The sequence below is a fragment of the Caproiciproducens puteiluti genome (genome assembly GCF_052442865.1).
Classification (GTDB): Bacteria; Bacillota; Clostridia; order Oscillospirales; family Acutalibacteraceae; genus Caproiciproducens.
This window is the reverse complement of the sequence record NZ_CP194790.1, coordinates 846,226-864,183: the sequence shown is the minus strand read 5'-3', so window position 1 is coordinate 864,183 and position 17,958 is coordinate 846,226. Positions and strand designations below refer to the sequence as shown.

Here is a 17,958-nt window from a genome sequence, read left to right as displayed (position 1 = left end):
TTTTTCCTCCCAGCACAAAAAAGGATTCACGGCAATCTGCCGCGAATCCTTTTTACTATGTACGTGTACGTTTTTTATTTCTTTTCCAGTGAGAGGTAGATGCCGAGTAAAAATCCTCCCGCCAGCATTTCAAGGCAGGCGGCCTGTTTCAGGCTCGTATCCGCCGTAAAATCGCCGTGTATCAGCGTCGGTGTGGAGATGTCGGCGCGGATTCCCTTCTCGGACAGATCTGTACAGGCCGTCGCGGCGAGCATATTGCTGAGCTCGGACACCGCGCTCTGCACCATTTCATCGAACTGGGAAATCTCCATCCCGCCCATCATGGCGGATGCGATCGAATTCGCGCAGTCCTCCTGCATGGTAAAATACACGTTTCCGTGGAGGTCGCCCGTGATGCCAACTACCACTACAACACCGGGCGAACGGATCAAACGGCCGCATTCCGTTTCCCCTTTGTACTGAACATCCGGTATCCCGAGCTGTGGCATTACATTTAGAAAAGCAGTGGAAAACGATTCTATATAATCTTTATTCATCAGTTCACGCCCCTGTTAAACCCTACATTGAAATAGACTTCCCCGAAATCGGTCGCCGCCTTTGCGGAAGAAACCGTATCCAGCACCGATTTGGATATTTTAATACATTCGCCGTATACAATCGTCGGGGGCGCTACGCGCAGCCCGAAAAGCGAATTGTTTTGATTCATCAGCGAACAGGCGTTGCCGGCTATAATATTGGAAAGCTCTCCCATCACATTGATGATCTGCTCCTTGGTCGGCTCCTCTTTTTTCAGCAGAAATTTCGCTATGTTCCCGGCGGTTAACTCGGACATATCCAGAATCATCCTGCCGCCGTACTTGCCGATAATCCCCATGACGACCGACATGCCCCTTGAAACCTGTTCTTCTCTGGTGGTTTGCTTTTCCTGAAAGTCGGGAACGGATTTGAAAAACTTATTGAACGTATCGGACAGCGCTTCCTGAAACACATTGTAATACAGGCCGTCAAGCTGTACGAACAGTTCGTCGTCGGACACCGCCCTCTGAACCGCCAGACAAAGCTCCTCTTCATCCACGGGCTTCTGCACATAACCGGATATTTTCGCCTTTTGCGCCCGGCGCACAATTTCGTCGTCCATCATGGAGCTTACAATGATTACTTTTACATCGGGGTCGACCGCGCGGATCGCCTGCGTACATTCAATCCCATCCGCGCCCGGCATCGTCATGTCCATTGTAACAAGGTCCGGTTTCAGCCTGGAAACCGCCTCTACGGCTTCCTCCAGGGTATTGGCGCTTCCTTCGACAAGAAATCCCCTGGAAGTAAGGGTGTTGGTCAGCATAGCAACCGAGAAGGGAGAGTCGTCAACCACTACAATTCTGATTTTTTTCACATTCATCCCAGCTTTTTATATGATTTAGTTGATGGGGGCTTTCAGAAATTGGAAATCATCTGTCACAAATTTTGTCATATAAATGAGTATAAGGTATTTTTTTGCAATTATCAATCTGGAATTTAACCATTCTTTTTCCTGTTCCCACCACAAATTCTAAAACAAAAGCACAGAGACCGATGCCCCTTGTTGGCCGTGTCTCTCTGCGAGCCTGCTTGCCGGTCAATGCTCCGTCCCGGAAAAGTATCCGCATTGTGTGCTTTTCCGTAAAGTCTTACAGCAATTCCATTTCCCGTTTGCGAAAAAAACACGTTCCTCCCCCGCCAAAGGCGGGGGAGGAACGCAACCTTGTTGCAGAATCAGCTGGAAATGCTGTAAAAAAATGATTATTTTTTTGCTTCAGGTACTTGCAATCGGAAGAAAAAGGGTGTATATTAATAGCAGTAAAACAATAACAGTTATTATTATTAAATTATAATTATTGGGAGGACAATCAAATGCCAGCTTTTGCAAATCCCTTTCAGGGGAATGTCGAACGGAAATTGACAAAGGAGGAACTGATTCAGGCAATCCGGCTGGATATCGCCGGTGAACTGGAGGCGATCTACCTTTACGACGCACATGTTCAGGCCACGGACAATGTAATGGCCAAGGAAGTGATCGGCGATATACGCGACGAGGAAAAAGCGCACGTCGGGGAATTGATGACGCTGCTGCGGAACCTGGACCCGAAAGAGGCCGAATGGTTCGCTTCCGGGGAATCGGAGGTAAAAGAAATGCTGGAGGGACTCGGCCTTTCCGGTCCGCCCACACAACAGAACGCCGAAACACACGCAGAGCTTACCGTAGGCGGCCTGCTTAACCAATAGAATATAGGAGGTATCATCATGAGTTACTTATCCAGAGAAAATGCTCCGATCGGATCGGACCTATGGAAAAAAATCGACTCCGAGGTAATCAGTGCGGCACGCTCCGCGCTGACGGGAAGAAAATTTCTGCATATCTACGGCCCGCTGGGAATCGGAGCGGAAAGCATCCGGGTGGACGATTCCAAATCGGCTGACGAAGCCGAGGCGGACGGCCTGATTACCACGAAGGGCAGAAGCTACGTTCAAATCCCCACGCTGTACGAGGACTTTACCCTTTTAGCGAAGGATTTGGAAAGCGACGGCAAAACCGGTTACCCGACCGACCTTTCCGGCGCGGCTTATGCCGCGGAAACCTGCGCAAGGAAGGAAGACCGCCTGATCTTTTTCGGCAGCGAAGCGAACGGATACGAAGGGCTGCTGACGGCGTCCGGGATCCACAGGATTAAACGGTCGGACTGGGCTGCTGATGAAAACGCGTTTTCCGACCTTGCAGCCGGCCTGGAATGGTTCACGGCAAACGGTATTTACGGCGCCTATGCGCTGATCGTCAGCCCCGACCTCTATCTGAAGCTGCAGCGGATTCAGCCGGGAACCGGTCTGCTGGAAATTGAGCGGATCAGCAGGCTGCTAAAGGGCAATGTGTTCACCTCGCCGGTGCTCGGCGCTGAAAGAGCGGTTCTCGTCTGCTCCGAACCCAGATACATGGACCTGGTCATCGGACAGGATCTGGCGACCGCCTATCTGGAGCAAAAGGACCTGAATCATCGTTTCCGCATTCTTGAGACGGTGCTGCCGCGCATCAGGCGCAAAGAAGCCGTTGTGGCTTTTGAATAAATCCACTGTGAAATCTGTGCAGGTCGGACCTGTATGATCAATAACATTATAAATGGATGAATGAAGGAGAAATGTAAAATGTCTGAAGTTGCTTTCTATCGTTGTGAATTGTGCGGAAATATGGTGGCCCTGATCAAGAAAGGCGGCGGAACGCTTACCTGCTGCGGTCAGGAAATGACCAAGCTGGAAGCCAACACCACAGACGCCGCACAGGAAAAGCATGTGCCGGCCGTCACGCGCGAGGGCGGAAAAATCAAGGTATCCGTCGGTTCGGTGCTGCACCCGATGCTCCCCGAGCACCACATTGAGTGGATTGCCCTTGTCACGGACGACAGGGTGGAAATCGCCTATCTGAAGCCCGGCATGGAGCCAAAAGCGGAATTCAACGAGGTCGCCTCCGGCACCGTCTACGAATACTGCAACCTGCACGGCCTGTGGAAAGCGGATTTTTAACACTTTCCGGGCTTTCACATACAACCTCAATCGGAAAAGAACCTTGCGGTTTCGCAAGGTTCTTTTCCTTTTCGCACGAAGCAGACGCTGTTACAAGGTCCCGCGTCATCCGGTTGCAAAGAGTAAGAAGCGGTGATACAATGAAAGCATCCAGTTAGCAACGCCTAACCACCAAACGGAAAGAGGGAGCCAGCCATGGAATACGTTATATTGACAGCTGCTTTATTAACGCTTGCAGGAAGCGGCTATTATTGGCATCAAGACAAAGACGACAGCGAAAGTGTGCGGATCTATCGCACAATTTTCATTATTTCTCTTATCATAGCCGTGTTCAGCGGCATTTCAATCGTCCCTGAAGATTTTATGGAATCCCACGCAAAATGGTTTCATGTCATCGCGGATACCGTAATGGCATGCGGTATTGCGGGCATGCTGATAAAAGTGTTCCGGCAAAAAAAGCCCGGTAAGAAAGCTACTGTCGCCTTTTCCGCTGTGGTTTTGGCAATGGCGTTATCTCTGACCGTATTCTCTTTTTACAGACATATCACAGCCGATCAACCGTCCTCGGAAGGGATGCAGGAAGCCACCAACCGGGCCAGCGCCGCACTGCAGTACGCGGAACAGCGTTTGGTTCAGGAGCACGGGATCGCACGGGACTCCGTAAACGGCCGCTTCTACGGATTCGTTACCGCCGACCCGGTTTATTATATCGTCGGATTCACATACACCGTGCCCGGAACCGATACCGAAAAATCCTATGGCTATCATATTTCAGTGGACGACAATTACCATTTTGAAATTCTGGAACAGAGCGAAGAGATTGGGAAACAGATGATTTCAACAGAGGAAAGCAAATAATTTGAATTTTCCCTCTCCGTGGGAAAATCCGGACGTTGACCGCGCCCCCAAAAAGGTGATGGACTGCCGAGTGTAAGGCAGTCCATCACCTTTTTTCTTCAGATTTGGAATTTTTACAGATGCAGTATCCCTGCACAGCAAGTCAAAGTCAGGCGTATTTGTAGAATATATACAAATTATTCTTAAATTATTACTGCAATTTTTCTCAGGAAACACTTGCAATGTTGAGTAATAAAGAGTATATTATAAACAATAAAATAATAACAATTACTATTATTAATTTATTGGAGGTTTTTCAAATGACAGACAATTTCAGTATCACCAATATGAACGGTATCTCGAACAAGGACGAAGTTCGTTTCGGCATCACCAACATAAACGCACTTACGGACAGGGATGATATTTCCTTCCGCTACGACAATCAAAACGGCGTATCCGAGCTGGACTCCGTCATCTACCACATCAACAACATGAACGGCATCTCGTTCACATCCGCGCATTCTTCCCCGGCGCTGACCCTGTTCAGAATTTTAAGCTCCGTGGCAAAGGGAGATTCTTACCGCCGTCGCCTGCAGCCCGCAGAGGCCAAGTAACGAACCGGATATTTTAAGAATTATCAAAATTAAGGAGGAATAAAGCAATGCCTGTAAAAAATGCAATGACTTTCGATTTTCTTCATTCCGCGTACGGCGGGGAAAGCATGGCTCACATGAGATATCTGATCTGGGCGGAGGTGGCCCGCAAAGAGGGCTTTCCAAACATTGGAAAGCTGTTTGAGGCAATCGCCTATGCCGAAAGAGTACACGCGGGCAACCATTTCCGCGAAATCGGCGGCAGCACCGCGGACGCCACAGTGACCGCCGGAGCAGTTTTCGGAACCGGCAAAACAGTGGAGAACCTTCAGGGCGCGATCAACGGCGAGCTTCACGAAGTGAAGCAGATGTATCCCGTTTACCTGAACGCCGCAGAATTTCAGAAGGAACCCGGCGCGCAGCGTTCCTTCCACTTTGCGCTTGAGGCGGAGAAGATTCACGCCGCACTGTTCCAGAAAGCACAGAACGCCGCAAAGGAAGGGAAAGATGTCGAACTGAAATCCGTTTACGTCTGCCCGGTCTGCGGCCACACGATTCTGGACGGCGCACCCGACAGCTGCCCAATCTGCGGAGCAAAAAAAGAACTGTACGTAAAGTTCTGACTGTAAATACCACACCGAAAATTTGATCCGTATCAAAAACAAAACAGCCGCTCCGATGAAAGGAGGATGCCTTATTGTAAGACATCCTCCTTTTTTCGTCAATGTGCGGTTCCGCCCCGCTGCGGGAAATACTGACGGAAAAACGGAAGTATGGTATAATAGCCACAAAGTAGCTATGATACCGGCAGGTTGCAGCCAAACTGCCGGATTGCGACAAATCGTGCAAGTCAAGGCGGCAAACGCCTCAACGGCTCCGTGCGCCTGTGGTATAACAGCTTCCCCGCCGGTGGGAACGGCCGGCGGGAAAAAGGGGTATATTATATAAATGAAAAACAATTTGACCGCAGCCATCTGCGTTTTAAACTCCAAATATATTCATTCCTCCCTCGCTCCGTGGTGCCTTTCGGCGGGTGTAGACGCCTACTGTGGGCCGGAAATTTCCGCTGAGGTTGTGGAGGGCACGATCAACGAACGGCTGGAGGACGTCGCACAGCGCATCCTGGCGCTGAACCCGCGGGTGATCGGCTTCAGCTGCTACATCTGGAATATCTCCGCTACAAAGGAGCTGATACGGCTTGTGAAGAGCCGCCTGCCCGGTGCCGTCGTCGTGCTGGGCGGCCCGGAGGTAAGCTACTGCGCGGAAAAGCTGCTGTGCGGGGAACCGGAGGTGCAGTACGTTCTCTCAGGGGAAGGCGAAAAGCCTTTTGCCCTTCTGCTGAACGCAATCAGCCGCGGGGAAACACCCGAAAACATTCCCGGAGTCTGTTACCGCCGCGGCGGACAGGCGGTGACCGTTCCTCCCTACACCCCGGAGGAAGACCCGCCTTCGCCGTACACCTCAAAATATCTGAACGCGCTGAAGGGGCGCATCGCGTACCTGGAAACCAGCCGCGGATGCCCCTATTCCTGCGCTTTCTGTCTTTCCGGGCGGTGTGGCAGCGCGCGCTTCTTTCACTTGGACAGGGCCAAAAAGGAATTGCTGCTGCTGGCCCGCAGCGGCGCAAAAACGGTAAAGCTGGTAGACCGCACTTTTAACGCGAACCGCAGACGGGCCATCGAGCTGTTCCGCTTCATTATCGAGAACTACGGAACCGAAATTCCCGCCGGAGTGTGCTTTCATTTTGAAATCGCGGGCGATCTTCTGGATGAGGAAACACTGAATCTTCTGGCGCAGGCACCCGTCGGCGCCATGCAGCTGGAAATCGGGCTGCAGAGCTTCAACCCCAAAACGCTTGCCGCCATCAACCGGAAAACGGACGTGGAGCGGCTGAAGGAAAACATCCGCCGGCTGATTGCCAACGCGAATATGCATATTCACATCGACCTGATCGCGGGCCTGCCCTACGAGGATTTCGCCAGCTTCGCCGAAAGCTTCAATACCGCGTATTCTCTGGGACCCAACATGCTGCAGCTGGGCTTTCTAAAGCTGCTGTACGGCGCGCCCATGCGGGAAAATCCGGAGGAATTTCCCTGCCGGTATGACAATCAGCCGCCGTATGAGATAACACGGACTCCCTGGCTTTCCGAAGAAGAGCTGCTGCGGCTGCATCATACGGAAGACGCTCTGGAGCGCCTGTACAACAGCGGCCGCTTTCGCAGGACCCTCCCCTATCTTCTGGAAAAGAGCGGAACGACGCCGTTCGGGCTGTTTGACCGGTTCGGCGAATTCGCCGTCCGAAAGGGAACGGATAAAATTTCGCTGGACGACTATACCGCCCTACTCTTTGCCTTTTTCAGCGGGCAGAGCGGCATTGACAGGGAGGCTCTGCGCGACAGGATGGTCTGCGACCGGCTGTCCACCAACGCTTCGGGCAGGCTCCCGCCCGTCCTGCGCGTCCGCGATCCCGCGCTGGGAAGGGCAATCCGCGAGCTTGAGGATACAAACCGTCCCTCAAAAGGGATAAAGAGAGGCTACGCCCTGCTGTACACCGGACACCGCCTGGTTTATGCGGATTATCAAAACCGAAATCCTGTCAGCGGGGAATATCCTCTCTTTGAATTCCGGCCCGAATTCTGGAAAGATTCCACTCGGTCCGCCGAACGTTAACACCGTCCGGCGGACCGTTTTTTATTCGTTATATACAATTGAATTTCCTTCTATTTTTAAAATAATTCTTATAACAGCCTTATAGTAACAAAATTGCTCTTTCAATTTTTCCATAATCTGTACTTTTTAAAATTTACATAAAATCCATTCCAAAATCCGAAGAAAAAGGGTAAATATTAACCTTGCACATCCGAGAAATTTTGATTATCATAGGAATGCTTCTGTTATAAATGCAACATTTATTTGCCACACAGGGGAAAAGTGTTGTGGAATTGGTGTAGTGGACAGAAAAGTTAACATGGAGAAATGGTGGTTTTATTGCAATGATAGTTACTCTCATAATCTTTCCTTTTATTGCAGCTCTGATTCTATCCATGGTCAAACCAGGAAAACTGCGGGATATGATTGTATTTTCAAGCTGTGCCGTCCTCGTCGTGATGGTGGTCGCTTTTTCCGTAAGTTCCCTGCTTGGCGGGGCGAACCAGTCTTACCTTGCGGAAACCCAGCTGCTCGACAAGGCGATGCTTTTGGCGGAATTCGGGCTGATGGGTCTTGTGTTTTACTATTCCTTCCGGTATAAGCAGTATTACTGTGCCCTGCTTTCGGCGGCGCAGACCCTGCCCGTTGCATGGATGGAGCTTACCGGTCATTCTGCGGAAGGCGGAAACCATATTATTGTAGACGACCTCACGATTATCATGTGCATGGTGGTCGGTATCGTGGGGTGCCTGATCTGCGTATACGCGGTGGGATACATCAGGGAATACCACAAACATCACACCGGGTACAAAGACAGGTCGCCCTTTTTCTTCGCCATGCTTTTCGTGTTTCTGGGCGCGATGTTCGGACTGGTCTTTTCCAGCAATCTCACCTGGATTTATTTCTTCTGGGAAATCACCAGCATTTGTTCGTTCCTGCTGATCGGCTATAATCAGACTCCGGAGGCTATTCGGAACTCTTTCCGCGCGCTCTGGATGAACCTTTTGGGCGGCCTCGGCTTTGCGGGGGCCATCCTGTACTGTTCCCTCCGGCTGGATATCGCCAATCTTCAGGATCTGGTCACTTTGGGCACAGGGAACCAGGCAGCACTCATCCCGGTCATTCTGCTGGCTTTCGCGGCGCTGACCAAAAGCGCGCAGATGCCGTTTTCCCGCTGGCTGCTGGGGGCTATGGTCGCGCCGACGCCTACCTCCGCCCTGCTGCATTCCGCAACGATGGTCAAGGCCGGCGTTTACCTTTTGATCCGCCTTTCCCCCGCGCTCAGCGGCAACCTGGCGGGAATCATGGTCACCACCATCGGCGGATTCACCTTCTTTGCCGCTTCCCTGCTCGCTATTTCGCAGAGCGACGGCAAAAAAGTGCTTGCGTATTCCACCATTTCCAATCTGGGCCTGATTACCGCGTGCGCGGGCGTCGGCCTGCATGAAGCGGTGTGGGCGGGCATCCTGCTTCTGGTGTTCCACGCGGTTTCCAAATCGCTGCTGTTCCTTTCGGTCGGCGCGGTGGAAAACAGCACCGGCAGCCGCAATATCGAAGATATGCACGGCCTGATCATCAAGCTGCCGAAGCTGGCTTTCGTGATGATCGTGGGAATTTGCGGGATGTTCCTCGCGCCCTTCGGCATGCTGATTTCCAAATGGGCGGCGCTCAAGGCGTTTGTGGATTCCAAAAGCGTCTGGCTGGTGCTTTTTCTGGTGTTCGGAAGCGCCAGCACCCTGTTCTACTGGGGAAAATGGCTGGGCAAGCTTGTCGCGGTGATCCACCGCTCCGAACGGCTTCCCGACAAGCTGGAAAAAAGCGATTGGTTTTCCATTTACACGCTGGCGATCCTGGTCATTGCCCTGTGCGTCTCCTTCCCGCTGCTGTCCACCTATCTGGTGCAGCCCTTCCTGATTCAGACGTTCCATGAGCCTTTAATGACGCTCATCAGCAGCAGCGACCTCAAAATCATGCTTTTGATGTTCTGCACCATTCTGGTTCTGCCCGTTATGGTGCGCCTGCTGACCTTCGGCAAAAGGAATAAAATCGTCATCTCCTATATGAGCGGCGCCAACAGCGGCGACGACCGTCATTTTACGGATTCCTTCGGGCACGAATCGTCCATGTATCTTGCGAACTGGTATATGGAGGATCTTTTCGGGGAAAAGAAGATATTGAAGCCCTCGCTGGTTCTCGCCTCCGCCGGCTTGATCGTCCTGATGGTCGTTGCAATCGGAGGTGTGATTTAAGATGCAGATTTTACTGAAAATTATATTGTTCCTGATTCTGGCTCCCTTCCTGGGCGGTCTGCTCTCCGGGATCGATCGAAAAATCGGCGCCCGGTTTCAGGGCCGTCAGGGTCCGCCGCTGTTACAGCCCTTTTACGACCTGCACAAACTTTTTTCCAAACAGTCCGTCGTGGTAAACGGCGTACAGGATTTTCTGGTCGGCGGTTTCTTTGTATTCGTCGTATTTACGGGATGCATTTTCTTCGCGGGCGGCGATCTTCTGCTCGTCTTCTTCGCGCTGACGCTGGCAGAGGTGTTTTTGATCCTGTCCGCGACCTCGGCGAATTCCCCCTACAGCGCTATGGGCGCACAGAGGGAACTGGTACAGATGATGGCCTATGAGCCGATGATGCTTCTGGCGGCGATCGGGTTTTATATTGCCGACGGCAGCTTTAACGTAAGCGATATCGTACATACGGGATCCTCCGCCATTGCCGTTCTTCCGGGTATGTTTTTAGGATTTCTGTATATTCTGACGATCAAGCTGCGCAAGTCGCCGTTCGACATCAGCACCTCGCACCACGCCCATCAGGAGATGGTAAAGGGCCTTACGACGGAGCTGTCCGGCAACGTTCTGGGGCTGGTGGAGCTTGCGGGCTGGTATGAAGACGTGCTTCTTCTCGGTTTCATCGGACTGTTCATCATCAACCTGCAGTGGTGGAGCATCCTTGCCGCGGTGCTGGTATGTGCTCTGTCCTTTGTCCTTGAAACTTTTATCGACAATCTTTTTCCCCGTGTCAAATGGGATAAAATGCTCGGTTCCACCTGGCTGGTCACACTGGTCGCAGGCGGCATTAACCTGCTGATCCTGACGCTCATTCATTAAGGAAGGTGCTTTAGCGAATGATGAAGATATCAAAATCCCCCTGGCTTCTGCATTACGACGGCTCCAGCTGCAACGGCTGCGACATTGAGGTTCTGGCCTGCCTGACGCCCGTTTACGATATTGAACGCTTCGGCGTCGTTAACACCGGCAACCCCAAACACGCCGATATCCTTCTGATTACCGGCGGCATCAACCACCAGAACGAGCTGGTGGTAAAACAGATTTACTCCCAGATGCCGGAAATCAAGGTGGTCGTCGCGGTCGGCATCTGCGCCTGTGACGGCGGGATTTTCAAGGAGTGCTACAATATCCTGGGCGGCGTGGACAAGGTGATCCCCGTGGACATTTACGTTCCCGGCTGCGCCGCAAGGCCGGAAGCGATTATTGACGGCGTGGTCAAGGCAGTCGCGCTTCTGGACAGAAAACGCGAGCTGAAAAAATTCGGCGCGGCGGCGCTGCACAAGGAGGCTTAATCATGCCGGAAAATATTATCATCCCCATTTCTTCCGAGGTCCTGCTGGAAGAGGTCCTGAAAATGAAAGGCAGCAGCTGCCGCCTGGTGCAGATCTGCGCCACAAGAATCCCCGACGGCTACGAGCTTTCCTATTCGTTCGGAAAGGATTTCGATCTGTACACCCTGCGCTTCAATATCGGCGAAGAGGTCGAAATTCCCAGCATCAGCGGTATTTATCCCGCGTCCTTCTTATATGAAAACGAAATCCACGATCTTTTCGGCGTACCGATCAAGATGATTTCTCTCGACTATAAAGGTACCCTGTACCGCACCGAGAAGAAAACGCCTTTTAAATAAATCTAGGAGTGATACCAGATGTCTAAACGCAGCATTGTACCGTTCGGTCCTCAGCATCCGGTCCTTCCGGAACCGATTCATCTTGACTTGGTGCTGGAAGACGAAAAGGTGGTAGAGGCGATCCCTTCCATCGGCTTTGTGCACAGGGGTCTTGAAAAGCTGGTGGAGAAAAAAGACTTTAACGAATATGTTTATGTTGCAGAGCGAATCTGTGGAATCTGCAGCTTTATGCACGGAATGGGCTACTGTGAATCGGTGGAAAATATCATGGAAGTGGAAATTCCGCCCCGCGCCAAATACCTGCGCACCATCTGGTGTGAGATGTCGCGGATTCACAGCCATCTTTTATGGCTCGGCCTGCTGGCCGACGCGTTCGGCTTTGAAAGCCTGTTCATGGAAACCTGGAGAATGCGTGAAAAGGTGCTGGATATGTTTGAGTATTCCACCGGCGGCCGCGTGATTTTCTCGGTCAATAAGATCGGCGGCCAGCGCAAGGATATGGACAACGACATGATCCGGGAGTTTCTGGGTGTCTTCGCCGACATGGAACGCGATCTGAAGGAGCTTGTCAAAACCTTTCTGAATAATTCCGCGGTCAACAGCCGCCTGCGTGACGTCGGTTTCCTATCGAAGCAGCAGGCGTTCGACCTCGGCGCCGTGGGACCGTTTATGCGTTCCAGCGGCATCAGCCGCGACACCCGCAAGCTCGGCTACGCCGCGTACCCCTTCCTCGATTTTGAGCCGATCACGAGCGACGTGGGCGACTGCTACGCGCGGACCGACGTGCGTATCCGGGAAATCTTCCAGTCCATCGACATCATCCGCCAGGCGGCGGCAAAAATTCCGAACGGCGAGGTTTCCGTCCCGGTCAAGGGCTTCCCGCAGGGGGAATATTTCATGCGGGTGGAGCAGCCGCGCGGCGAAGCGATTTACTATGTGAAGGCAAACGGAACCAAGTTTTTGGACCGGATGCGGGTGCGCACCCCTACGTTTGCCAATCTGCCGGGAATGCTGGAAACCATGAAGGGCTGTCAGCTTGCCGACGTCCCCATTTTAATATTGACGATCGATCCCTGCATCAGCTGTACCGAAAGGTGATGAAATAATGAGTTTACTGACTTTTGCAAAAATCGAACTGCATAATTTATTTTCAAAACCGGCCACCCGGCCTTATCCGGAGCAGCCGAGAGAATATCCTCAGCGCACAAGGGGCCATATTGAAAACGACGTGGACGCCTGTGTTTTCTGCGGACTTTGTTCCAAAAAATGCCCGACCGGCGCCATTCAGGTGAACCGGGGAGAAAAAAGCTGGTCTATTCAGCGCTTCAGCTGCATCCAGTGCGGCTACTGTGTGGAAAGCTGCCCCAAGAAATGCCTTTCCATGCATCAGAGCTACACCGAGCCCGCTCAGCGCAAGACCATCGATACCGTTTGCCAGACCCCCGTGGAGAATCAGAACGCGTCCTAAAAACCATTAAGAACAAAAAGGAGCCGTTATCATGCACGATTATCATAAAGCCGCCGATTTTTTGAAGGAAGCCACCGAAAAAGCGGAAGCGGCGGGAAAAAAGAAGGTCACAGTTATCAACATTGCGGTAGGGGAGGATTCCGGGTACTCAGGAGAAAGCATCCAGATGTACTTCGAGGATTTATCCAAGGGCACCGTCTGCGAAGGTGCCCAGATGAATGTCCGTTCCGTCAAATCGAAGCTGCGCTGCCCCAAATGCAACGAGCTGTTTGAACGCAAGCGCTTTGATTTTTCCTGCCCCACGTGCGGCACTCAGGGAGAGCCGAGCGAAGTGGGCAGAGAAGTAAAGATAGAGAGCATTGAAATGGAATGAATGTTTTCATTACCGTTTCCGGCATCGTACAGGGTGTGGGATACCGTCCCTTTGTAGCCGGGCTGGCGCACAGGCTGGATATTTCCGGCAACGTACGCAACAGCGGCGGGATTGTTGAAATCGCCGCCTCCGGGGAAAAACAGCGGGTGGAGGAATTTCTGCATTCCCTTCGCACCGAAACACCCAACGGCGCGCTGGTGACGGAAATCAGGACAGAGCCGATGCCGGAACAGCGCTTTGACGGCTTTTCCATTCTGAAAAGCGGCAAGGCCGCGCAAAACGAGGCCGGCACGCCGATGATTCCGCCGGATCTGCCGATGTGCGACGAATGCAAAAAAGAGCTGTATTCGCCTGAAAACCGGCGCCGGGGATATCCGTTTATCAGCTGCGCTTCCTGCGGGCCGAGGTTCAGCATTATGAACGCCCTGCCTTACGACCGTGAAACCACCACCATGAAGGACTTTGCCATGTGCCCCGACTGCGAGCGCGAGTATTTATCCGGGCGCAGACGCCACGCGCAGACGATCTCCTGTCACCGCTGCGGGCCTCAGCTGCAGCTGCTTACCGGCGGAATCACGCTGGAAAAGCAGGAAGCCCTGGAGCGGGCGGTTACCCTACTGAAAAACGGGGCTGTGCTCGCCGTAAAAGGCGTAGGCGGATATCAGTTTGTCTGTTCCCCCTGCCTTGAAGACGCGGTGGAGCGCCTTCGTCTTTTAAAGGGACGGGAAAAGAAGCCTTTCGCCGTTCTATTTCCCGATCTGGAAAGCATCCGCAAAATGTGCGGTGTGAATCAGGAAGAAGAAGCCATGCTGCTGTCCGCGGCCCGCCCCATTGTCTTGCTGAACAACCCGTCGGACGGGTTTTGTTCCGATGTCTGCGGGGAAAGCCGTTTCCTCGGCGCGTTTCTGCCCTGTACCGGCCTGCACCAGCTTTTGACGGACGCCTGCGGCCCCTTGATTGTCACGAGCGGGAATTTTACCTCCGAGCCGATGATTTATAAGGACGACGAACTGCTTCGGTCAGACATTCCCTACCTTTCGGGAATCCTGTACAATACCCGCCGGATCGTGACCCCGCTGGACGACTCCGTCGGGCGGGTCGCGTGCTCGGTACCCCAGATTCTCCGCCGCAGCCGGGGGTATGTTCCCCTGCCCGTTCTGTTGGAGCAGCGGACGGAGCATCCGGTTCTGGCCATGGGCGGGGACCTGAAAAGCTGTTTTTGCCTGCTCAGCGGCGACCGCGCCTATCTGAGCCAGTATTTCGGGGACATCGAAAATTACAAGGTCTATGAGAATTACAAAATCGGCCTGAAGCGGATGGAACAGCTCCTGCGGATTTCCCCGCAGAGGATTGCGTGCGACCTGCATCCCGGCTATCAGTCCCACGCGCTCGCGCAGAGGATCGCGCGGGACTTCGGTCTGGAAAGCCCCATCCTCATTCAGCACCATCACGCTCACGCCGCCTCCGTCATGGCGGAGCATCGTCTGGACGGCTGTATCGGCGTGGTTTTCGACGGCACCGGCTACGGCACGGACAAAACGGTCTGGGGCGGGGAATTTTTGCTTTGCCGCGGCGCGGACTTTGCGCGCCGGGCGCATTTGAGCCCTGTTCGGCTCTGCGGCGGCGACGCGGCGGCGAAAAACGCCGTGCTGACCTCCGACTGCTACCGATTCGCCGCGGGCGAGGAATCCGGCAGCGAGCGTTTCCCGTTTGTCAAGGCCGCCCTCCGGCATCAGGTCAATACACAGGAAAGCTCCAGCGCGGGGCGGCTGTTCGACGCGGTATGCGCCATACTGGGCATTAAAGAAGAGAATTCCTACGAAGGGGAATGCGCCATCGCGCTGGAAAACGCGGCTTCTGCGGCAAAAGAAGCCGGAGAAGAGCCGGTGCCGTTCCACTTCGCCCTCAACCGGAATCCCGCCGGGGAACTGGAAGCAGATCAGGCCGATTTTATCCGCCAGCTTCTGCAAGCGGCTGCAAAAGGGGAAAACAGGAACCGCATTGCGCTTGGGTTTCACCGGGCGCTTGCCGAAATGATTCTGACGGTCTGCCGGAGCATCCGGGAAGAAAGCGGCGAAAACCGCGTAGCCCTGAGCGGGGGCGTTTTCGCAAACCTTCTGCTTCTTGGGGACTGCCATGACCGGCTGACCGCGGACGGTTTTCAGGTCTATCTCAATTCCGCCGTACCGTCCAATGACGGCGGAATCTGTCTGGGGCAGGCGTGGCTCTGCGCGCAGGCAGAGGGCGTTCGCAAATAAGCCACCGACGATTCGGAAGATTCCAACCAAAAGGAGATTGCCATGTGTGTTGCACTGCCCGGCAGGGTTGTTAAAGTAAACGGTAGAAAAGCGACGGTGGATTTCAGCGGAAATACGCTGGAAGCAGAGGCCGGCCTGGTGAAAATCAAACCGGGCGACAGCGTTCTGGTTCACGCCGGATGCATCCTGCAGGTGCTGACGGAACAGGACCGCGACGCGCTGGAGGAGCTTCTGAAGGAAATGGAAGAGCTATGACGGACATCCAATCGTATCTGAAAGCCTACGACGGACCGCCCCTGCGGCTGATGGAGGTCTGCGGGACCCACACGGCGCAGATTTCGCGCTGCGGCATTACCGGAATGCTCTCCCCCGCCGTCCGGATGATCTCCGGACCCGGATGCCCCGTCTGCGTTACGGTCACCGCCTATATCGACAAGCTTGTCGCACTTAGTATGGAACCGGAAAACGTGGTCGTCACGTTCGGCGACATGCTGCGCGTACCGGGCGGCAGCCGGAACCTGAACGACGCGAAAGCCGCGGGCGGCCATGTGCGGATGGTCTATTCCCCGCTGGATACGCTGAAGCTGGCGGCGGACGACCCCGCCCGCACCTACATTTTCGCGGCGGTCGGATTTGAAACCACCGCCCCGGTGTACACCATGCTGCTTGAGGAAGCGATTTCAAACGGCATCTCCAATGTAAAGATTCTGACCTCCCTGAAAACCATGCCCCCGGTGATCGACTGGATCTGCAAAAACCAGGGCGGCGTGGACGGCTTTCTCGCGCCCGGCCACGTCAGCGTGATTACCGGCAGCCGTATTTTTGAGCCTTTGTCCGAAAAATACGGCATTCCGTTCGCGGTCGCGGGCTTTGAAGGGCCGCAGATTCTGGCGGCGATCTACGCGCTCGTCCGAAAAAGCGGCAAAGCCGGGGTCATGAACCTGTACCCCGGCGCGGTAACGGAGGAAGGCAACCGGACCGCGCAGAAAATGGTGGACAAGTATTTTGCACCCTGTGACGCCGCATGGCGCGGGATGGGCGGCATCCCGGATTCCGGCCTGCTTCTGCGGGAAGAATACGCCCGCTTCGACGCGGGCAGCGCGGGCCTGAACGACGACCGCGGCGCCAACGCCCACTGCCGCTGTGCACAGGTGCTGACCGGGGCGGTCTCCCCGAACGAATGCCCCCTGTTCGGTTCCGCCTGTACCCCGCAGACGCCGCAGGGAGCTTGTATGGTGTCGATGGAGGGCAGCTGCTACAATTATTTTACAAATATGAGGAAACGGTAATGAAAATAACCATGGCGCACGGCAGCGGCGGAAAAGCCACCGCCGAGCTGATCGAAGATATTTTTGAAAAAAGCTTTCACAATCCCGTTCTAGCCAAAATGGAGGATTCCGCCGTTGTTCCCGGCGCGGAAAAAATCGCCGTGACGACGGACAGCTTCGTGGTAACGCCCCTGTTTTTCCCGGGCGGCGATATTGGCAGGCTGTCCGTCTGCGGGACGGTGAACGACCTTCTGATGAGCGGGGCAAAGCCCCGCTACCTTACCTGCGGATTCATTCTGGAGGAAGGCGCCGACACAGAGGAGCTTAAAAAAATAGCGGCCTCCATGGCGGAAACCGCCTCGGAAGCCGGAGTCAGTATTGTGGCTGGCGACACCAAGGTCGTGGAAGGCAAGGGCGGCATCTACATCAACACCGCCGGTGTGGGCTTTGTACCGCCGGACGCTTCGCTCAGCGCGGCCTCCTGCGAAGAGGGCGACGTGATCCTGCTTTCGGGCAATCTGGGCGACCATCACGCGGCCATTCTGAGCGAACGGATGAATATTCAGAACACCATTCAAAGCGACTGTGCACCCTTGAACGAAATGGTGAACGCACTTCTGGAAAGCGGTGTAAAGGTAAAAGCCATGCGTGACGTTACCCGCGGCGGCCTGGGAACGGTGCTGAACGAATTTGCCGGTGCCTCTTCCTGCTGCATGGAGCTTGAGGAAACAGCGATTCCCGTTTCCGCACAGGTACGCGGCTTCTGTGAAATATTGGGCCTTGACCCCCTTTATATGGGCAACGAGGGTAAAATGACCGCCGTCGTAGCCGCCGGGGACGCACAGAAAGCCCTTGCCTGCATGAAAAAAAGCCGGTACGGGGAAAACGCGGCCATTATTGGAAAGGTCGTTTCCGGCGAGCCCGGCACCGTCCTGCTGCGCACTCCCATCGGGGGCACCCGTATTGTCACTGTTCTTTACGGCGAGGGATTGCCGAGAATCTGTTAATGGGCTTTATAAATGATAGGAAAGGCAGCCG

General features: G+C 53.9%; 19 protein-coding genes and 1 pseudogene. 18 read left to right on the top strand and 2 right to left on the bottom strand.

Annotated features, from left to right (window positions below; all coding sequences use genetic code 11):
• Positions 1-74 precede the first annotated feature (74 nt).
• Positions 75-536 carry a chemotaxis protein CheX gene (locus tag ACRQU7_RS04220; protein WP_444643961.1) on the bottom strand — a complete coding sequence of 154 codons (462 nt, stop codon included), beginning with the start codon at positions 534-536 and terminating at the stop codon, positions 75-77.
• The gene (locus tag ACRQU7_RS04215) at positions 536-1,393 is read right to left on the bottom strand and encodes a response regulator (protein ID WP_444643959.1); all 858 of its coding nucleotides are present in this window, start codon (positions 1,391-1,393) and stop codon (positions 536-538) included. The genes ACRQU7_RS04220 and ACRQU7_RS04215 overlap by 1 nt, the downstream gene beginning before the upstream one ends.
• A 497-nt stretch (positions 1,394-1,890) precedes the next feature.
• Here ACRQU7_RS04215 and ACRQU7_RS04210 point away from each other — a divergent pair, with 497 nt between their 5' ends.
• The 18 genes and pseudogenes from ACRQU7_RS04210 (at position 1,891) to hypE (ending at position 17,927) form a co-directional block, all read left to right on the top strand.
• On the top strand, positions 1,891-2,262 hold the full coding sequence (locus ACRQU7_RS04210) for a demethoxyubiquinone hydroxylase family protein (RefSeq protein WP_444643957.1): 372 nt from the start codon (positions 1,891-1,893) through the stop codon (positions 2,260-2,262).
• An 18-nt stretch (positions 2,263-2,280) separates the two neighbouring features.
• Positions 2,281-3,096, top strand: a complete 816-nt coding sequence (locus tag ACRQU7_RS04205) for a family 1 encapsulin nanocompartment shell protein (RefSeq protein ID WP_444643955.1) — start codon at positions 2,281-2,283, stop codon at positions 3,094-3,096.
• A gap of 78 nt (positions 3,097-3,174) precedes the next feature.
• Positions 3,175-3,549: a desulfoferrodoxin gene (locus ACRQU7_RS04200; RefSeq protein WP_038322714.1), complete on the top strand. Its 375-nt coding sequence runs from the start codon at positions 3,175-3,177 to the stop codon at positions 3,547-3,549.
• Between the two features lie 189 nt (positions 3,550-3,738).
• Positions 3,739-4,407 (top strand): annotated as a pseudogene (locus tag ACRQU7_RS04195) (hypothetical protein); the annotation flags it as partial.
• Between the two features lie 299 nt (positions 4,408-4,706).
• Positions 4,707-5,000 (top strand): hypothetical protein, encoded by a 294-nt coding sequence (locus tag ACRQU7_RS04190; RefSeq protein ID WP_444643952.1) that lies wholly within the window; start codon positions 4,707-4,709, stop codon positions 4,998-5,000.
• Positions 5,001-5,047: 47 nt separating this feature from the next.
• Positions 5,048-5,602, top strand: a complete 555-nt coding sequence (locus ACRQU7_RS04185) for a rubrerythrin family protein (RefSeq protein ID WP_444643950.1) — start codon at positions 5,048-5,050, stop codon at positions 5,600-5,602.
• A gap of 325 nt (positions 5,603-5,927) precedes the next feature.
• Complete coding sequence (locus ACRQU7_RS04180; RefSeq protein WP_444643948.1) at positions 5,928-7,649, top strand: DUF4080 domain-containing protein; 1,722 nt, start codon at positions 5,928-5,930, stop codon at positions 7,647-7,649.
• 401 nt (positions 7,650-8,050) lie between these two features.
• Complete coding sequence (locus ACRQU7_RS04175; RefSeq protein ID WP_444643946.1) at positions 8,051-9,877, top strand: NADH-quinone oxidoreductase subunit 5 family protein; 1,827 nt, start codon at positions 8,051-8,053, stop codon at positions 9,875-9,877.
• A gap of 1 nt (position 9,878) precedes the next feature.
• Complete coding sequence (locus tag ACRQU7_RS04170; RefSeq protein ID WP_038322708.1) at positions 9,879-10,742, top strand: respiratory chain complex I subunit 1 family protein; 864 nt, start codon at positions 9,879-9,881, stop codon at positions 10,740-10,742.
• 17 nt (positions 10,743-10,759) lie between these two features.
• The gene (locus tag ACRQU7_RS04165) at positions 10,760-11,215 is read left to right on the top strand and encodes an NADH-quinone oxidoreductase subunit B family protein (RefSeq protein WP_038322707.1); all 456 of its coding nucleotides are present in this window, start codon (positions 10,760-10,762) and stop codon (positions 11,213-11,215) included.
• A 2-nt stretch (positions 11,216-11,217) separates the two neighbouring features.
• Positions 11,218-11,553: an NADH-quinone oxidoreductase subunit C gene (locus ACRQU7_RS04160; RefSeq protein ID WP_038322705.1), complete on the top strand. Its 336-nt coding sequence runs from the start codon at positions 11,218-11,220 to the stop codon at positions 11,551-11,553.
• Positions 11,554-11,571: 18 nt separating this feature from the next.
• The gene (locus tag ACRQU7_RS04155) at positions 11,572-12,651 is read left to right on the top strand and encodes a hydrogenase large subunit (protein ID WP_038322703.1); all 1,080 of its coding nucleotides are present in this window, start codon (positions 11,572-11,574) and stop codon (positions 12,649-12,651) included.
• Positions 12,652-12,658: 7 nt separating this feature from the next.
• Positions 12,659-13,021, top strand: a complete 363-nt coding sequence (locus ACRQU7_RS04150) for a 4Fe-4S binding protein (RefSeq protein WP_038322701.1) — start codon at positions 12,659-12,661, stop codon at positions 13,019-13,021.
• Between the two features lie 31 nt (positions 13,022-13,052).
• Positions 13,053-13,394 (top strand): hydrogenase maturation nickel metallochaperone HypA/HybF, encoded by a 342-nt coding sequence (locus ACRQU7_RS04145; RefSeq protein WP_141827250.1) that lies wholly within the window; start codon positions 13,053-13,055, stop codon positions 13,392-13,394.
• Positions 13,391-15,652, top strand: coding sequence for a carbamoyltransferase HypF (hypF, locus tag ACRQU7_RS04140; protein WP_444643940.1), 2,262 nt, complete (start codon positions 13,391-13,393; stop codon positions 15,650-15,652). Before ACRQU7_RS04145 ends, hypF begins: the two co-directional genes overlap by 4 nt.
• Positions 15,653-15,694: 42 nt before the next feature.
• The gene (locus ACRQU7_RS04135; RefSeq protein ID WP_038322697.1) at positions 15,695-15,907 is read left to right on the top strand and encodes a HypC/HybG/HupF family hydrogenase formation chaperone; all 213 of its coding nucleotides are present in this window, start codon (positions 15,695-15,697) and stop codon (positions 15,905-15,907) included.
• The gene (gene hypD / locus ACRQU7_RS04130; RefSeq protein ID WP_444643938.1) at positions 15,904-16,941 is read left to right on the top strand and encodes a hydrogenase formation protein HypD; all 1,038 of its coding nucleotides are present in this window, start codon (positions 15,904-15,906) and stop codon (positions 16,939-16,941) included. The genes ACRQU7_RS04135 and hypD overlap by 4 nt, the downstream gene beginning before the upstream one ends.
• Positions 16,941-17,927: a hydrogenase expression/formation protein HypE gene (hypE, locus tag ACRQU7_RS04125; RefSeq protein WP_444643936.1), complete on the top strand. Its 987-nt coding sequence runs from the start codon at positions 16,941-16,943 to the stop codon at positions 17,925-17,927. The genes hypD and hypE overlap by 1 nt, the downstream gene beginning before the upstream one ends.
• Positions 17,928-17,958: the final 31 nt, after the last annotated feature.

What these genes read in the sequence shown, in the direction of transcription:
- ACRQU7_RS04205 (WP_444643955.1), top strand. Translation starts at nt 2,281, where the DNA reads ATGAGTTACTTATCCAGAGAAAATGCTCCGATCGGATCGGACCTATGG.
- ACRQU7_RS04220 (WP_444643961.1), bottom strand. Translation starts at nt 536, where the DNA reads ATGAATAAAGATTATATAGAATCGTTTTCCACTGCTTTTCTAAATGTA.
- ACRQU7_RS04165 (WP_038322707.1), top strand. Translation starts at nt 10,760, where the DNA reads ATGATGAAGATATCAAAATCCCCCTGGCTTCTGCATTACGACGGCTCC.
- ACRQU7_RS04210 (WP_444643957.1), top strand. Translation starts at nt 1,891, where the DNA reads ATGCCAGCTTTTGCAAATCCCTTTCAGGGGAATGTCGAACGGAAATTG.
- ACRQU7_RS04185 (WP_444643950.1), top strand. Translation starts at nt 5,048, where the DNA reads ATGCCTGTAAAAAATGCAATGACTTTCGATTTTCTTCATTCCGCGTAC.
- ACRQU7_RS04170 (WP_038322708.1), top strand. Translation starts at nt 9,879, where the DNA reads ATGCAGATTTTACTGAAAATTATATTGTTCCTGATTCTGGCTCCCTTC.
- hypF (WP_444643940.1), top strand. Translation starts at nt 13,391, where the DNA reads ATGAATGTTTTCATTACCGTTTCCGGCATCGTACAGGGTGTGGGATAC.
- ACRQU7_RS04145 (WP_141827250.1), top strand. Translation starts at nt 13,053, where the DNA reads ATGCACGATTATCATAAAGCCGCCGATTTTTTGAAGGAAGCCACCGAA.
- hypE (WP_444643936.1), top strand. Translation starts at nt 16,941, where the DNA reads ATGAAAATAACCATGGCGCACGGCAGCGGCGGAAAAGCCACCGCCGAG.
- ACRQU7_RS04150 (WP_038322701.1), top strand. Translation starts at nt 12,659, where the DNA reads ATGAGTTTACTGACTTTTGCAAAAATCGAACTGCATAATTTATTTTCA.
- hypD (WP_444643938.1), top strand. Translation starts at nt 15,904, where the DNA reads ATGACGGACATCCAATCGTATCTGAAAGCCTACGACGGACCGCCCCTG.
- ACRQU7_RS04155 (WP_038322703.1), top strand. Translation starts at nt 11,572, where the DNA reads ATGTCTAAACGCAGCATTGTACCGTTCGGTCCTCAGCATCCGGTCCTT.
- ACRQU7_RS04175 (WP_444643946.1), top strand. Translation starts at nt 8,051, where the DNA reads ATGATTGTATTTTCAAGCTGTGCCGTCCTCGTCGTGATGGTGGTCGCT.
- ACRQU7_RS04190 (WP_444643952.1), top strand. Translation starts at nt 4,707, where the DNA reads ATGACAGACAATTTCAGTATCACCAATATGAACGGTATCTCGAACAAG.
- ACRQU7_RS04160 (WP_038322705.1), top strand. Translation starts at nt 11,218, where the DNA reads ATGCCGGAAAATATTATCATCCCCATTTCTTCCGAGGTCCTGCTGGAA.
- ACRQU7_RS04180 (WP_444643948.1), top strand. Translation starts at nt 5,928, where the DNA reads ATGAAAAACAATTTGACCGCAGCCATCTGCGTTTTAAACTCCAAATAT.
- ACRQU7_RS04135 (WP_038322697.1), top strand. Translation starts at nt 15,695, where the DNA reads ATGTGTGTTGCACTGCCCGGCAGGGTTGTTAAAGTAAACGGTAGAAAA.
- ACRQU7_RS04200 (WP_038322714.1), top strand. Translation starts at nt 3,175, where the DNA reads ATGTCTGAAGTTGCTTTCTATCGTTGTGAATTGTGCGGAAATATGGTG.